This window comes from Alkalihalobacterium elongatum (assembly GCF_019024285.1).
GTDB lineage: Bacteria > Bacillota > Bacilli > Bacillales > Bacillaceae_F > Alkalihalobacterium > Alkalihalobacterium elongatum.
This window is the reverse complement of the sequence record NZ_WMKZ01000016.1, coordinates 1-15,320: the sequence shown is the minus strand read 5'-3', so window position 1 is coordinate 15,320 and position 15,320 is coordinate 1. Positions and strand designations below refer to the sequence as shown.

The window sequence follows — 15,320 nt, the reverse complement described above, 5'->3', positions numbered from 1 at the left end:
GAATGTAACTTTTAGTTATTTCCTCACAGCCATTAGTTAGCACAAACACTTGGATTGGGTAAAGGGCAGAAATGATCGAGTTAAAAAAGAAGTAATTCAGATAAAGATTGTTCGTTTTTCATTCGTTTAACCTCTTTCCTCATATTAATGTAATACAAAATATCACCTTGGCACCGGTTTTGGTATGAAAACAACCGAAGAAAGAAGTAAAACAGCTGCCCATGGAGCTGCTAGAAAGAGTAGGTATTCCAGAACAAGCAAAAAATAACTGAATGGAATGAATTATCGGAGGACAGCAACAGAGAGTCGCTATTTCTAGGCACTAGCAATGTAGCCAAAGATTATTTTATTTAATGAAGCTACATCGACCTTAGAATGCTAGAAAATCATCAAATAGGTACTTGAGGTTATTAAGGATTTAGCAAAAACAAAATTCTATAAATAACGATTTAAATCTAGATAAGCTCCGAGCCACTCTTGGTAATCTAGTGGTTCTGGGAACACCCCACCGCTGGGCAAAAAGGTTAATTCTCCAAAGTATACTTTATTATTTGTATTATAAAGGTCAACACGAACATAGGCAAAGTCTTGGGAAAGCTCTCGAGCAATATCTATCATCTCATTAAATTGTTTTGGTTTTTCTGGTGGTTTAGAATATAAATGTTTACCTCTAAAGTTAAAAGGGAGTTCTTTCCAATTGATGTCATATACTCCTTCATTTCGAGAAGCAAAACGATCTCCAATCACTCTAACAACTAGGGGATCTCCATGAAAGCAATGAAATTTGTAATCCTTTAAATCACCAGAGGGATCCTTTAAATACTTTTCAACAATTGCACGACCTACCAGTGGTTTATAATGACGTTCTCCAGTCTTATTATAATAGTTCATTTTTATCCACTTATGCATTTGTTTCTTTGCTTTGTCCCAATCTAATTTATATTTATCTTTGACCAGAATATTCCAACCACAGCCATGGGTAGCTTTTAGTACAAAGGTACGAGGGAGTATGCGTAAATTCAGATGATTTATATGGTTATACACTCCGTACATTGGAACTAAATATTCTTTGCCGATTTTCTTTTTTATATATTTTCGAACCTCATATTTGTCCGTATACATTGCAAACCGTTCTAATTTTCCATTAAGTCTAACCCAAAGTAATTTTTCAGAGATGATTTTAGGGTTGTGAATGTTAGGTTCGTATCCAAACATCCTCCTAAATCTCTTTTTTACTTTAAAAAGTTCATCCTCCATATAAACCCAACCTTTATTAAAATTTTAATAACGACTCAATTCCAAAAATGAACCGAGCTAGTCTAAAAGTTATTTATTTTAAGCTCATAACGAAGGAGTAGCTTGAATTTGTTTTTACCATGTCATTTTCAATATTCATAAGTAACACCAACCTAGTTAGAAAACTCAATACCGACTTAAATCAAGATGCGAACCTAACCATTTCTGATATTCATATGGATTTTTGGAGACACCGCCACTTGGTAGAAATGTCAATTCACCAAAGTAAACTTTATTATTTGTATGGTAGAGGTCAACACGAACATACGCAAAATCTCGAGAAAGTTTTTGTGCTACATCTACCATTTCTGTAAATCGTATTGGCCGTTCGAGGGGGGCGGAATATGGGTTTCGCTCTAGTGATTCAAAAGGTAGTTCTTTCCATTCCATATCGTAAACTTGATCCTTAAGTGTACCAAAACGATCTCCCATAACTCTCACAACCATTGGTTTTCCATGGAAGCAATGAAATTTGTAATCTTTTAAGTCACCAGTAGGGTCCTGTAAGTACTTTTCAATAATGGCTCGCCCTTTTAGAGGTTTATAATGACGTTCTCCAGTCTTGTTAAAATAATTCGTATTCATCCACTCATTCATTTGCTTTTTTGCATTAAGCCAATCTAATTTAAACTTATCTTTCACGAGGATATTCCAACCGCAGCCATGGGTAGCCTTCAGTACAAAACTTCTAGGGAGTGAGCGAAAATTTATTTGATCTACGTGGTTATATACACCGTAGAGTGGAACAAGGTACTGTTTTCCAATTCTTTTCTTAATAAACTGACGTACTGCATATTTGTCTGTGTAATTAGCAAAGCGTTCCAGGTTTCCGTTTATTCTAATCCATAGGAGTTTCTCGGATAAGGTTTGTGGATTGTTTATATTAGGCTCATACCCTAGTACTTTCTTATACTTTTTGATCAGCCTAGGTAGATTATCGTTCATGAATTAGACCCGTCCTTTCTACAACTTCACTTGTTAAATTAATGGTTAAAAAACCTTTATTTCAACATATGTTTACATTTTTAATGTGTTTGGACGAAATAACGGTTTTGCAGCACACTGAAATGTATGAAACAGACTGTTCTCGTCTCCAATACCACATTCGGGAAGTAGTAAATGTTTCGTTGTGGGTAGATTTTACGGTGGACAGCCTCATTGGGTTTGGTGGATTTTAATTAAGTAGTTAGTGGTTAGAAGTAAGTTGTTAAAGTGGGAAGGATTAGAATATCATCTTTAAAAATTAATTAACAAAGCTGACTAAATAACGAAAAAATTATGTAGATTGTAATGATAAAAAATGGTAAATTTGAATTAAGTACCGATGGAAAATTGCAAGTAAGGGATGTAATTTTAACAAGATGAAGTCGGGAAAGACCTCGTTTACCCTCATGTTAAGTTCAATATTTCTTTTAGTAAAGTTAGGTGAGGAAATGGCGTTTATTATTTTCGGTGTTTTGTTAGTTGGGTCATTTGTCTTATTACTCGGTGTAGGTGGCAAGCAGCTATACAAATTGAATAATGAGGAGCGGGAAGATGTGATTAGGCAAGTATATCATTATGCTGTGGCGTTCATTACTTTAATAATGGTGATTGGTGGGGGTGTCTTTGCTTTCATGGCGGTGGCTGACTATGTTTCACCGAACACTTATGTCGAGTCATTTGAAGATTACAAAAATATGAGAGATTATCACCCAAAATACGAAAATAGTGAAGTTAAAAGAGAAGAACTCAGTGAGGAAGAACTAAGAAGACAATATGATTTGATGGTTGAACAGCAAATTGAAAATAATAAACAACGTGCTTTAAATAGCTTTGTTAAAAGTTTAGGATGGATTATTATTCCACTACCTATCTTTGTATTCTTCCAACGAAGAATTAGCCGAGAAAAAGGGTATAAATGATATAAAAGAGGAACTATGAAATGGTGACAAATAAATACTTGAAACACACCAATTAGCATTATAATTGGTGTGTTTTTTATTGCTGTATCAGAGTAACGAGTTCATTATTTGGAGAGGAATAAATATCAATAAAACCTTCATTGATTACTGTGTAGTAGACGGATTCTGTGCTACAAGCAATTTCAAATTTGAATTTTTTTATGATTTAGCCTGTGATTTTATCACAACTTCACGACAAAGCCCCTTCCAACAACGTCACAAAGTGTTCAGAAAAATTTCACCATATTTGCCACCTCTTGTATGCTAGAAGTAGATTTAAGGAGGAGGGACAAAAAATAATGGATACTACTGTTGCAGCAATTATTTGTGGGTTTAGTGGTGTACCTTTAGAAAAAATATAAAAAGAAAGACGAATTGAAATGAAGATTTTGTTTTCTCTATCCTTCGCATATTTTACGGGATTATTAATGTGAGGCCTATTGTCATAACGATGGGGAGGAAAGTTATCGCAATTATCCTGGTGTTTGTTATCGTGTGAATTCTATTATTAAAGGGTACATTAGTGATGAACAAAAATAATAGGGGAGGTCTTCCTTCTAAATCCTATAGTGAGGTTATGTAGAGTGCGTATCGCAGGGTTTTAAAAGAAGCAGGGGCCTAAGGGGTTTTACTTGCTGGGGATTTTATTAAGCTATAAAATGAAACAAGAAAAAATATATACAATGAATAGAAAAGGTAGTACAATAAAGGAAATTATTGAAGGGGGAAAGTAAGTTATGACACCATCTAATTGCTAATATTAATTTTTTGAAATTAATATCAATTTTGTAATGAGCGAAATTTGCCTAATATTATTTAGGTTATTTGTTGTGCTCTTATAGAATTAGGCATTTAGAAGGTAACTTACTTTATCATACTATATATTATTTTTTACAGAATATGTTCGGCTTTTAGGTTCTGTAAAAAAACTTAAGCATTCGGAGGGTTTTATACATCCCGTATGTACTATTTTGCTTGATAATATAATGTTATGGACTGTAAGAAGAGATTATCTTCTTATGGTCTTTTTTTATGGTAATTAAAAGAAAAACACAAGTACCTTTTTCTGCCTTTTCGTACGGGCATAATTTCAAAGATTAGTGAAAGAGGGAATGAAAATGTTAGAGCTATCATTAAACGGTGTAAAAAAATATATGGGTGCAAATCTTATTTTGAAGAATATTACCTTTCATATATATGAAGGAGAAAAAGTTGGGGTTATTGGTGCAAACGGAAGTGGAAAGAGTACGATTTTAAAGTTAATAGCTGGAATAGAAAAGCTTAATTGTTACGCGGGCTTAACATCAAACCTTGGTTATGATGAAGGGTGGATTTCCGTGCCAAAATCTGCAACAAAGGCTTATCTTGAACAAATACCTGAATATCCTTCAGAGTTAAGAGTAATAGATATATTACATTTAGCTTTTGAAGAAGTTCACCTCATTGAAAATGAGTTGCGACAATTAGAGAAGAAAATGCGTGCTTTAGAAGGCGCAGAATTAGAGAAAGTGATGAAGCGTTATAGTGAACTAATGCAGTTATATGAATTTAAGGGAGGATATGAAGTCGAAGAAAAATTGAACAAAGTATGTAAAGGGTTGAAGTTTACTGACAGCCTTTTAAACAAAGAATTTCGTTTTTTGAGTGGTGGAGAAAAAACGATTGTTGGTTTAGGGAAAATCTTGATTGAGAACCCAGATATTTTATTACTAGATGAGCCAACAAACCACTTAGACATGGATTCGGTAGAGTGGTTAGAAAACTATCTTAACAGTTATAAAGGGATTGTCATACTCGTATCCCATGATCGTTACTTTCTAGATAAGGTAGTAACGAAAATAATTGAAATTGAGGACATGGAATGTGAAGTTTATAAAGGTAATTATTCTACTTTTACTAAAGAAAAAGAAGAAAGAATGCTTCTTCAATTTGAAGATTTTAAAGAACAGCAAAAGCAAATTAAGGCAATGGAAAAGTCTATTAAAGATTTAAGGGATTGGGCACAAAGAGCTGATAACAATAAGTTTTTTAAGCGGGCAGCAAGTATTCAAAAAAAGCTCGAAAAAATGGATCGAATTTCAAAACCTAAATTTGTAAAGCAAAATATGAAACTAGACTTGAAGGTTAACGAGCGATCAGGGGAAGAAACGATTAAGGCCTGTGATCTATCAAAAAATTATGCTGATAAAGTTCTTTTTCAGAATGCTAATTTACTAATTAGATATGGTGAACGCTCAGCGTTAATTGGTCCAAATGGAAGTGGTAAAACAACCTTCTTAAAATTACTATTAGGTGAGGAAAGTCCAGATTTAGGCACGGTTGAGTTAGGTGCAAATGTGATGCCAGCTTATTTACCACAAAAAATTATTTTTAATAATGAGGAACAAACTGTTCTTGAATGCTTTAGAGAAAATTTTTATATTCTAGAAGGGAAAGCTCGGGAGTATCTTTCAAAATTTATGTTTTATGGTAGTAGTGTCTTTAAAAAAGTAAAGCATTTATCAGGTGGCGAGAGAATTAGACTTAAACTAAGTATGCTTTTATATAATGATGTAAATTTACTAATTCTTGATGAACCTACCAATCATCTCGACATTGAATCAATCGAAACGTTTGAGGAAGCATTAGAGCATTTTGGTGGAACAATTTTTATTATTTCTCATGATCGCTATTTTATAAATAAAATTTGTGATCAGGTTGTTGCGGTTGAAAATAAAAACTTTAAAAGTTATCTAGGTAATTATGAGTATTATAAAACTGAAAAAGTTAAGTTTAACCTAAAGACTAGTAAAGAAATAGCTGTAAAAACAGATAAAGTGATACTAGCTAAAAGTGATGATAAAGAAATTAAGAAAAGACATGAAATAGCTGAATGTGAAAATAAGATTGAAGAACTTGAAAAAGAAATAGCACAGATTGACTCGATAATGCTTAAGCAAGGGTTAGCTTATGAAGATTTAAATGAGTTGTACTTGAAAAAGGCTAATCTAAGTAATCAACTAAATAGGTACATGGATTTATGGTTAAAACTTAGTAGCTAATTTAAAGTGCTAAAATGACAAAGCGACGGTGAATGTTAAAAAGGTAAATGTATTCTTTTACGAAATATTAATATTTTATCTTTTAAGGCGAGTTGAAATGATAATACGTTACTACTACAGAAGGCAAAAGAGGATACGAAAAGGGAGGTTTTTCTCATTTGTATCTGTGTACAAATCACATTGGATATTATGAAAAATATGGATTTACTTCTAATGGGATAGGGTATCGTCCTTGGGGTGAAAGTTCAAGGATTTATAAGTCAGAAATACTAGGATAGCAACAAAAAAAGTTAGTTAATAAAAGCCCTTAGAAGGTCGGTAGAAAGCAAGAATTTTTGGGGCTTAGAGCAGAACATTCTTGAAGTAATTTCAAGAATGAAAATAAGTAAAAAGTTCATTATATGTGAAGAGTTGTACTTAAATTAATGAGTGTGATAGTGCAAGAAGCTTTTAACCTAACTTGGGTTGTTCAGATTATACATTATTTATATTAGGGGGAATTATAAATGAGAAATTTAAAAATAGATACAGGTAGATTAGTTATTACTATATTCGATGAAAGTATGGTTGAAAGTGTACACCATAATTCTTTGGATGAAAATAATCGTAAATTTGTACCAGACGAAGTGTTTGAGACTTTAGAGGAAACACGAGAAACCATATTGTTTTTAATGAAGTGTTATGATAGTGAAAATGATGGCCCCCTAGTTTATCCAATTATTCTTAAAACCGGTGAGAATATAGGATATGTTCAGGCTGTTCCATTGGAAAATAATGAATGGGAAATTGGTTACCATATAGCTGAAAATTATACACGAAACGGTTATGCAACAGAAGCGGTAATGGCTTTTGTTGCAGATATCACCAAACTGCTTGGTATCACTCATATTTGGGGTATCTGCCGTGGTGATAATATTGCTTCTCGTAAGGTTTTAGAAAAATGTTCATTTAAACTGCATAATAGAAGTATCGAAGATTATAAAGGAGAACAACACGAAGTTTATAAGTATTTGTATAGTATCACATAAGATTTTCGACCTTCTGCAATCTGGAACTAGTGTTGAAGAAGATCAACTAATAAAAAAATATTTGTTGCAAAGTACAACGAGACTGCTCATTCAGACGACATTAATTATATGTGGTACTTTTTGAAAAAGTCATTTGAAGATTATTAAAATATGAGAGAATATCACCCAAAATTCAAAAATAGTGAAGGTAAAAAAGAAGAACTCAGTGAAAGTGAACTAAGAAGACAATATGATGCGATGGTTGAGCAGCAAATTGAAAATAATAAACAACGTGCTGTAAATAGCTTTGTTAAAAGTTTAGGGTGGATTACTATTCCACTACCTATTTGTATTCTTCCAACGAAGAATTAGCCGAAAGAAAGGAAATAAATGATATAAAACAGGAACTATGAAATGGTGACAAATAAATACTTGAAACACACCAATTAGCACAATAATTGGTGTGTTTTTTTATTGCTTAAGTAGAGGGGATTTTCTATTTTCGCATTGCTCCTGCTTCACGAGAAGTGATTGCGCCTTGTCCTTGGCTTACATCTTTTTGAATTTCCTGTTTTACTTTTTGAGGATCAGTTCCAGCAGAATTTGAATTCATCATAGCACCCAAGTTCTGTTTCGGATTTTGGTTTTGCATACAAGTCCCTCCTTATTTTTTTATAACACTGTTATTATTTACACTAAACAGTCGGTATATCCAATAATTTCAATTAACATTAAGGGAAAGTTCCTCTTTTACAGGATTGTGAAGTCCATGCCGTCAATTTTTGGCATCACATATCTAGAATGATGCAATCGATATTCATCTCTTCCAGTTTTTTATGGCTTCTAGGCCACTTTGCCTGTTTCGACTGAGTATCCTTCATTTTTTTTAAATATATTTTTACGGATTTCCGAATATCTTTCTTGTCATCAATGACGAGGATTCGAGATGAGTTCAACCGATTTCCTCCTTGGTAAATAGATTTTCACGAGCGCAAAACAAACCAATATAATTGTACCTGCTAGAAGGGGAACGCCATCAACTTTTTCCCATAATACAACAGGATTAGGTACAAGCTGACCGAGTGTAAAATATAATACTGCCCAAATAAAAATACTTGAATATGAGTATATTGCATACCTAGCAAAAGGAAGCCTCTTTGTTCCGCATATTACCGCAGCTGCATTACGAATACCAGGCATGAAATAGGTTACCAATAGAACTTTTTCGTTAAAAATATCAAGAAGTGATTTTGCTGTATGGAAATATTTTGTTTGATTTAGTCGCGATAAAATATATGATCCGAAGTATCTACCTACAAGGTAACAGGTAGTATTTCCTGCTATGAGTCCACAAAAAATAACGATGAAAAGCAATACGGGATAAGCTTCATTGTTATTGGTACTACTAATGGTTAATATCATAACTTCATTCGGCACGGGGGCTATAAATCCTCCTAACCAAAACCAAAGAAATATGAAAAACATATTTTTCTCTCCTCCTACTAAGAAAGGTATTTACAATAAATTCCGACCAACAAATTGAATTTGTACGCTTGGAAAAATTACTTATTAATAATGAACTCAAGTGGAGTTATTATTGGAAAGTAATAACATTACTTGTTTTTTCAAGCACATTTATTTTCAAGTAAAGCCTACTAGCATGTTGAGCTCTATAATCTGGGCGGCATCTTTTTTAAAATAAGCACGTCACAAATACAATTCATTTTTTACAATCACATTAGTAAATTCGCCTATTCCCACCTAAAGCTATTTATTTCTGCTTTGACTTCATTTTAGGGGAAATTTCTTAATAAAAAGAAAGGATAAATCTTAAGATTTCCTTAAGGAATTTTAAAAAGTGTTTAAGATAGGAGAGAAAGGAGAAGGTCTCTTGATTTTTTACCAACAAAGAAGTAATACTGCTAAATACCCTGCAACACATTCAACGCACTTTACTTTTGACATCTATAATAGTCTTCAATCCATCCCACAATCATTGAAACAAGTGGATGGAGGATCGGATTTTCTTTAATAATGAAAGGTGTACTATTTTTCCTAGGTCTTCAGGCGTGAATTTAATGAAATGACCTCAAATATCTATAAAACTATTTTTAGAGATATTCCACTGATTGACAATAAATACAATTTTAATAATAATTAACGAGACTAGTTTTGAACATAACGTATTAAATACATTCTCTTAGCCTTTTACATAACCCAAATCATGTACATGAAATTTTAGAAGTTTTGCAAATTTAGATTGATAGGAGGTATTCGACAAGTTTCTTCTTGCCTTAAGTATTTAAGTGAAGTGGTCATCTGGAGCCAGGTGGAAGAGGAAGGGCAACGAGGATGTAAAGTTTATTGTGCAGGATGTTATAGGATGATTCATTTGATATTCCTGTACTCAGCGGGACTAGTAACTGAGTTTTTTCAATGTACCTAGTAATGTTCTAGTACTAGCTGAATAATTCTAACAAAGTTATACAGGAGGAAAGAGAATGATGCGAACACTTATGCCGTTTCATCTATTATTGGTAGGTTTGGTATTGCTACTAATTGTTAGTGGATGCAATGCTATTGATGAGGAAGAAGTCATGCTTGAGGAAACGACCCAACAAGAAGGTACTAATATAGATGAAAAGATAGAAGAGACTGTGGAAGAACCACAATTTACGGAAGAAGTTAAGGAGCAAGAAAACGTAAATCTACAGATTGAAATGAATGCAAATGCGTTTATCGAAGGTGATCATATTGTTGTTGAGGGAAGTAGTAACATTATACCTGGTGCAGCGGTTCGTTTATATGCAGAAACGATACAACGTACGATTACCCAGGTTCCATTAGGTGAACGGGTAACGGTAGATGAGAATGGAAACTTCCGCGCTGAACTTAAGCCAGGAAGGTATAATAATCTAAGGTTAATTATTAGTTTAGAAGCAAATCAGCAGGACGATATACAGGAACATTACGGTGAATTCAATTCAAAATTGGAAGGACCACTCATTTACACTGAAGAAAGCTACCATGGCGACATTATTAAGGAAGCAAGAATTGAAACAGCTGTATTCCTGCAGGATGATGTTACTGAATACTCTTTTGATGTACCAATACGGGCAGAGAAGCCAGAAGATTACGGTGATACAAACATATGGATCGAAGCCGACGTAACGAATGATCATCGATATATTTATGTTAAGGGTCGTTCGAATCTTATAGAAGGAACAAGACTTTCAGCTGAATACTGGTCTTCAGAAAGACATCATATGTCACAAAATCAAATCATAAGACCTTATGCATTTGTAAATCCAGATGGTAGTTTTGATTTTATGGTTCACTATAACACGTTAAGAAAAGAAGGATTTTTACAGATCTACACTTTAGATACAGAGAGATCAAAACTCACAACACAACTAATAAATGTCTATGGAGAGAAATTTGAAAACATAGAAGGTGATTATGTTGTTCAGCGGCGTGATGGTAGCAATAGTGTTGAGTTAATCTTATATCCAGAAACCCCTGAATTAGATGTGCCAGAAGATATCTCGTTAACGACAGACAAAGAAGAAACGATGATGACGGTTTCAGATGAGATGTTGTTTGATTTTGATGAAAGTGAATTAAAGTCCGAAGCCAAAGAAGTACTAAATAGTCTACTAGAAACACTTGCGACACTGGAAGCTGGGACTGTAGTTGAAATTAGAGGACATACGGATAGTCAAGGAGATCCATCTTATAACCTTAATTTATCAAAAGAAAGAGCATCTGCAGTCATGAATTATATTTTGGAAAATGGTGATACCAATCATTTGGAGTATCGTGTAGAAGGTTACGGTGAAACGAAACCAATCGCTTCGAATGAAGATGAAAAAGGTCGAGCGCAAAACCGTCGAGTTGAATTGGTTATTAATCCGCAGGGGGTCTGACCCCCATTGTGTTGACCCCCATTGTGTTAACGCGTTAACGCAGCGGGGGTCAGACCCCGTTCAATTTATGATGAAGTTATGGTACTATCAGATTAACAAATTCATTTTGCATACTAAGGGAGAGACCCTAATTTAAGTCATAGGAGTATTTGTTATGTCATTTGTTAACGGAGATATCGGATTATTAGTTACTTTTTTAGTTATTTTATTTTTTTTAATGTTTGTTATTGCATTGGTTGTCAACGTAATTAAGTTTGTAGGAAAACAATCCAGCCAAGAAAAAGACTTGAAAATCGAAGAATTACACAATGAAATTGAAGAGTTGAAAAAAGAAATTGAAGGACTGAAAAAAGATAGAAATGTATAAGTGTAATTAAATTAGAGGTGGCCTCTGAAGGCGTTTCTGCAATGTTGCAGGGACGCTTTTTCACTGTGAGCAAGGTGAGTTCAACTTGTAAAACTTTTTTATTTTTAAAGTGTATACTGATCATGCAATATTTAGAATTTTTATGACGGTCATTTTAGGGGTAATGAACAAACTTTTAGTGCAAAAACTCTATTTCTAGTAATAATGGAACTAAAATCACTCATGAAGATTTAGAAAAAGAGATTATTCATGCGAAGACAGGAATGAACGTTTAAACATTGTAGTGAAAAAATAAAAAATAATGGTGGTACGCTAAATGAAATTTAATATTTATTTTCTTGGGTTAATGTTAGTATTATTATTCACTATTACAGTTACGGGTTGCTCTCATGATACAAATGAACAAAATTACTTGGATGAAGAAGTAAATTTGGATTTTGAAGTTCAGTATATTCGTACAAATGCATTTACAGACGGAAAGAGCTATCCCACCATTTCTTTGGTTACTTCAACCGAAGAATTAAGCACGTATTATATCGACAACAAGGATGCCTACGATTTAGAAAAAAAGGAAGTAGTATATTCTGATTCAACCATTGGTTTTTTGGATGCAGTAGATAAATATGACGATGTTTTTTTCAGAGATAATGTTGTTGTGTTTGTGTTATTACAAGAAGATAGCGGTTCTATTCGCCATATTATTACTGACATCAAACGTAATAAAAGCCTTGTTGATATTAGTGTCAAAAGAATTGTCCCCCAATACACAACAGATGATATGGCAGAGTGGCATGTCATGGTTGAGCTTAAAAGAGACACATATAATGCTTCAGAGATTAAAGTAGTATTTGAATAGGGATGTATAATGTTACTGGACTACGCGTAAGGATCGTTTATTGCACTTATTTTTTTCTTGTGATATTATTTCATTGAACAGGCGGTGAATGAAATGACAGATAAGAAAATGACAGAACGTGCAAAGCAGGCTCAACAACGGAGAAATGAGCTTCTTCAATCTGCCAAACGATTGTTTGCAGAAAAAGGCTATCATGCAACTACAACAAGATCGATTAATCAATCTATCGGTATGGCTGACGGATTGATATACCATTACTTCCCTGAAGGTAAAAAACAAATCCTGTTTACTCTTATTGAAGAGGAATCCGAAAGAAAGCTTATTGGCATGCAACAAGCTGTGTCTACCCTTCATAAGGAAATGCCTGTAGACGAATTTTTGTTTAATATCGCGAAAATTATATTTAAATATGCAACGAAAGACAAAGAATACATTCTTATCCTATTTAGAGAAAGTCATATTTTGGAGTCAGATACTGTTAATAGCTTCTTTAACCAATTTAAAGAGACGATCGATTTTGCAGTGGACATTTTGAACCATTATATTGCGGAAAATAAAGTAAAGGACCTCGATCCAAGAATGATGCTTATGCAATTTTCCAACTCGATTACCATATATATTGTTCAAATATTAATTATGAACAAAGATTTTATATTTGGATTGGAAGAAGAGGAAGATTACATTCGTATGTTAGTGGATCATACAGTAAAAACTTGGTCTCCGTCATAAAAGGAGGAGACCAATTATTTTACTTGTTTAATTCATTGATTGTTCAATGAAATATATTCTCTAAAGGGAGGAAGGAAAATGAAAAAATTTATTTTAAGTAAAAATTTTATTGGTGTGATTATATTTGTCTTTGTCATTCAAATGTTGTTAGCGTATGCCAGCTTTGGTCCAGTCATATTTACTGAAGTTAAGAATTTACCAATAGGATTTATTTCAAGTGACACTGGAGAGATGTTTGAGCAAGTGGAGTCTGAAATTATGTCGACAGAAATGAAAGAGGTAGAATGGGTCTTATATTCCAACTATGAAGAGATGATGGAAGGCTTAGAGAAAAAAGAAGTATACGGTGCTCTTCATATTCCAGTGGATTTCACTTCAAGTTTAAGTTCTTTAATGGAGGGAACATTTCATCCTGTAACGATGGACATTTTTATAAATGAAGGAATGAATCTTCAAGGAGCACAGATAGTTAGTTCCATCCTTGAAGGCGTTGTTTCAAAACAAAATGCCGAGATAAGAAATGAATTACTTGTTCGTTACGCTGCGAATGACATTCAAGTATCACCAGATGATGTTCTATTAATAGGTAACTTAGTAACAGCAAACACCACTCAAATCCATGCTCCAAGCAGCAGTAAAGAAGGGCAGCTTCCAATGATATTTACTGTATTGATTTGGCTTGGTAGTTTAATAGGTGCTTTAATGGTATGGCTTGGGATGCATCGTCCTGCACAAAAGCCTGGCTCTTTTGTAAGTACACAATTGGTTTCTGGTCTTGTGCTATCAATCTTTCAAACAATCTTAGCCTATATTATTGTAAATGTGTTTATGGGACTTGAGGTGACAAATGCAGGACTTCTTTTATTTTTCATTTTATTGACAGCATTCGTTTTTTTCTTAATTCAAAGCTCAGTTTTAAATTGGTTTGGATTTAAAGGGTGGCCAATTCTTATCATCATTTGGCTTTTTGGACCCGCCTTAGTTCAAGTTCCGCCTGAAATGTTATCTAATGGCTATTATTATGGAGTTTATTCCTGGATTCCAATTCGTTTTCATGTGGAGGGGTTTAAGGATATTCTCTTCTTTAATGGAGGGGGCACGTTTAAGCAATCGTTAAGTGTTGTTATGGGAATTGGGATAGCTTTTCTTCTAGTTATTACCCTTTCTATTTTTTCCTTAAGACAAAAGGATTTAACAAAGAGTCCTTTGAAAAAGCGAATGGATAATCAGGGGGTCTGACCCCCATTGTGTTAACGCGTTAGCGCAGCGGGGGTCAGACCCCGTTTTTTTAGTAACAAAATTGTTACAGAGCGACAATTCCACCGATACAATGAAATCTTACACTATAGTTGTTGACATAAAACAACAGGAGGTCATGAAGATGAAAAAAATAAGATCCATTGTTATAGGTGTTAGTGCTGCAGTAATTATTGGGGGAATAGGAGTGGTAAACGCTTCAAGTAATATATTTTCAGGAAGTGACCAACCGCACCATATAGAACAAGAAAAACAGGAGATGGATTTACATCAAGAAACGGGGACATATATCGGGTTAGCCGATCCGCACACCGTTGAAATCAAAACAAGCAAAGGCTATGAGGCATATCAACTAACAGAAGAGGCGCAAAAACAAGTAAAATCCCTAAACAACAATGACGCGGTACAATTTAAGTATTATGATAAGGGTCTGCAACAAGTAATCAAAAGCATTACAAAACAGAAGCAGGATCAAGACAAAGGAGAAACTAAAACGGAAACGGGAACATTTATCGGGTTAGCCGATCCGCACACCGTTGAAATCAAAACGAGCAAAGGCTATGAGGCGTATCAATTAACAGAAGAGGCGCAAAAACAAATACAAAACCTAAACACCAATGACGCGGTACAATTCAAGTATTATGAGAATGGTCCGCAACAAGTAATCAAAAGCATTACAAAACAGAAGCAGAATCAACAAAAAGAAGAAACTAAAACGGAAACAGGGACATATATCGGGTTAGCCGATCCACACACCGTTGAAATCAAAACGAGCAAAGGCTATGAGGCATATCAATTAACAGAAGAGGCGCAAAAACAAGTACAAAACCTAAACACCAATGACGCGGTACAATTCAAGTATTATGAGAATGGTCCGCAACAAGTAATCAAAAGCATT

The 15,320-nt window shown here is 34.0% G+C and carries 14 protein-coding genes and 1 pseudogene; 11 read left to right on the top strand and 4 right to left on the bottom strand.

Translation table 11 applies throughout. The features are described 5' to 3' along the window. Positions 1–435 precede the first annotated feature (435 nt). Together GKP30_RS15030 and GKP30_RS15025 are read right to left on the bottom strand one after the other, a co-directional pair. Positions 436–1,257 carry an ATP-grasp fold amidoligase family protein gene (locus tag GKP30_RS15030; RefSeq protein ID WP_216830276.1) on the bottom strand — a complete coding sequence of 274 codons (822 nt, stop codon included), beginning with the start codon at positions 1,255–1,257 and terminating at the stop codon, positions 436–438. Positions 1,258–1,422: 165 nt separating this feature from the next. Further along, positions 1,423–2,241, bottom strand: a complete 819-nt coding sequence (locus GKP30_RS15025; RefSeq protein WP_216830275.1) for an ATP-grasp fold amidoligase family protein — start codon at positions 2,239–2,241, stop codon at positions 1,423–1,425. 488 nt (positions 2,242–2,729) lie between these two features. On the opposite strand from GKP30_RS15025, the gene GKP30_RS15020 reads away from it, so the two are divergent. The 4 genes from GKP30_RS15020 (at position 2,730) to GKP30_RS15005 (ending at position 7,659) form a co-directional block, all read left to right on the top strand. Then, positions 2,730–3,200, top strand: a complete 471-nt coding sequence (locus tag GKP30_RS15020; RefSeq protein ID WP_236035118.1) for a hypothetical protein — start codon at positions 2,730–2,732, stop codon at positions 3,198–3,200. Between the two features lie 1,157 nt (positions 3,201–4,357). After that, positions 4,358–6,280, top strand: a complete 1,923-nt coding sequence (abc-f, locus tag GKP30_RS15015) for a ribosomal protection-like ABC-F family protein (RefSeq protein WP_216830274.1) — start codon at positions 4,358–4,360, stop codon at positions 6,278–6,280. A 506-nt stretch (positions 6,281–6,786) separates the two neighbouring features. Continuing rightward, positions 6,787–7,308 (top strand): GNAT family N-acetyltransferase, encoded by a 522-nt coding sequence (locus tag GKP30_RS15010; RefSeq protein WP_216830273.1) that lies wholly within the window; start codon positions 6,787–6,789, stop codon positions 7,306–7,308. A gap of 150 nt (positions 7,309–7,458) precedes the next feature. Next, positions 7,459–7,659 (top strand): hypothetical protein, encoded by a 201-nt coding sequence (locus tag GKP30_RS15005; protein WP_216830272.1) that lies wholly within the window; start codon positions 7,459–7,461, stop codon positions 7,657–7,659. Between the two features lie 124 nt (positions 7,660–7,783). Here the strand turns inward: GKP30_RS15005 and GKP30_RS15000 are convergent, their stop codons facing one another. Beyond that, positions 7,784–7,939, bottom strand: a complete 156-nt coding sequence (locus GKP30_RS15000; protein WP_216830271.1) for a hypothetical protein — start codon at positions 7,937–7,939, stop codon at positions 7,784–7,786. Positions 7,940–8,214: 275 nt separating this feature from the next. Then, positions 8,215–8,772, bottom strand: coding sequence for a DedA family protein (locus GKP30_RS14995; RefSeq protein WP_216830270.1), 558 nt, complete (start codon positions 8,770–8,772; stop codon positions 8,215–8,217). A gap of 406 nt (positions 8,773–9,178) precedes the next feature. On the opposite strand from GKP30_RS14995, the gene GKP30_RS14990 reads away from it, so the two are divergent. The 7 genes and pseudogenes from GKP30_RS14990 to GKP30_RS14960 all read left to right on the top strand — a co-directional run. Beyond that, positions 9,179–9,319, top strand: coding sequence for a hypothetical protein (locus GKP30_RS14990; RefSeq protein ID WP_216830269.1), 141 nt, complete (start codon positions 9,179–9,181; stop codon positions 9,317–9,319). A gap of 469 nt (positions 9,320–9,788) precedes the next feature. Beyond that, positions 9,789–11,213 (top strand): OmpA family protein, encoded by a 1,425-nt coding sequence (locus GKP30_RS14985; RefSeq protein WP_216830268.1) that lies wholly within the window; start codon positions 9,789–9,791, stop codon positions 11,211–11,213. Between the two features lie 154 nt (positions 11,214–11,367). Continuing rightward, positions 11,368–11,580, top strand: a complete 213-nt coding sequence (locus GKP30_RS14980; RefSeq protein WP_216830267.1) for a hypothetical protein — start codon at positions 11,368–11,370, stop codon at positions 11,578–11,580. 316 nt (positions 11,581–11,896) lie between these two features. Beyond that, the gene (locus tag GKP30_RS14975; RefSeq protein ID WP_216830266.1) at positions 11,897–12,436 is read left to right on the top strand and encodes a hypothetical protein; all 540 of its coding nucleotides are present in this window, start codon (positions 11,897–11,899) and stop codon (positions 12,434–12,436) included. A 93-nt stretch (positions 12,437–12,529) separates the two neighbouring features. Next, a complete protein-coding gene (locus tag GKP30_RS14970) occupies positions 12,530–13,165 on the top strand; it encodes a TetR/AcrR family transcriptional regulator (protein ID WP_216830265.1) in 636 nt (211 codons plus the stop codon). A gap of 78 nt (positions 13,166–13,243) precedes the next feature. Further along, positions 13,244–14,404 (top strand): YhgE/Pip domain-containing protein, encoded by a 1,161-nt coding sequence (locus GKP30_RS14965; RefSeq protein ID WP_216830264.1) that lies wholly within the window; start codon positions 13,244–13,246, stop codon positions 14,402–14,404. Between the two features lie 142 nt (positions 14,405–14,546). Continuing rightward, a pseudogene (locus GKP30_RS14960) lies at positions 14,547–15,320 on the top strand (hypothetical protein); the annotation flags it as partial.

What these genes read in the sequence shown, in the direction of transcription:
- GKP30_RS15020 (WP_236035118.1), top strand. Translation starts at nt 2,730, where the DNA reads ATGGCGTTTATTATTTTCGGTGTTTTGTTAGTTGGGTCATTTGTCTTA.
- GKP30_RS14985 (WP_216830268.1), top strand. Translation starts at nt 9,789, where the DNA reads ATGATGCGAACACTTATGCCGTTTCATCTATTATTGGTAGGTTTGGTA.
- GKP30_RS15030 (WP_216830276.1), bottom strand. Translation starts at nt 1,257, where the DNA reads ATGGAGGATGAACTTTTTAAAGTAAAAAAGAGATTTAGGAGGATGTTT.
- GKP30_RS15000 (WP_216830271.1), bottom strand. Translation starts at nt 7,939, where the DNA reads ATGCAAAACCAAAATCCGAAACAGAACTTGGGTGCTATGATGAATTCA.
- GKP30_RS14995 (WP_216830270.1), bottom strand. Translation starts at nt 8,772, where the DNA reads ATGTTTTTCATATTTCTTTGGTTTTGGTTAGGAGGATTTATAGCCCCC.
- GKP30_RS14975 (WP_216830266.1), top strand. Translation starts at nt 11,897, where the DNA reads ATGAAATTTAATATTTATTTTCTTGGGTTAATGTTAGTATTATTATTC.
- GKP30_RS15005 (WP_216830272.1), top strand. Translation starts at nt 7,459, where the DNA reads ATGAGAGAATATCACCCAAAATTCAAAAATAGTGAAGGTAAAAAAGAA.
- GKP30_RS14965 (WP_216830264.1), top strand. Translation starts at nt 13,244, where the DNA reads ATGAAAAAATTTATTTTAAGTAAAAATTTTATTGGTGTGATTATATTT.
- GKP30_RS15010 (WP_216830273.1), top strand. Translation starts at nt 6,787, where the DNA reads ATGAGAAATTTAAAAATAGATACAGGTAGATTAGTTATTACTATATTC.
- GKP30_RS14980 (WP_216830267.1), top strand. Translation starts at nt 11,368, where the DNA reads ATGTCATTTGTTAACGGAGATATCGGATTATTAGTTACTTTTTTAGTT.
- GKP30_RS15025 (WP_216830275.1), bottom strand. Translation starts at nt 2,241, where the DNA reads ATGAACGATAATCTACCTAGGCTGATCAAAAAGTATAAGAAAGTACTA.
- abc-f (WP_216830274.1), top strand. Translation starts at nt 4,358, where the DNA reads ATGTTAGAGCTATCATTAAACGGTGTAAAAAAATATATGGGTGCAAAT.
- GKP30_RS14970 (WP_216830265.1), top strand. Translation starts at nt 12,530, where the DNA reads ATGACAGATAAGAAAATGACAGAACGTGCAAAGCAGGCTCAACAACGG.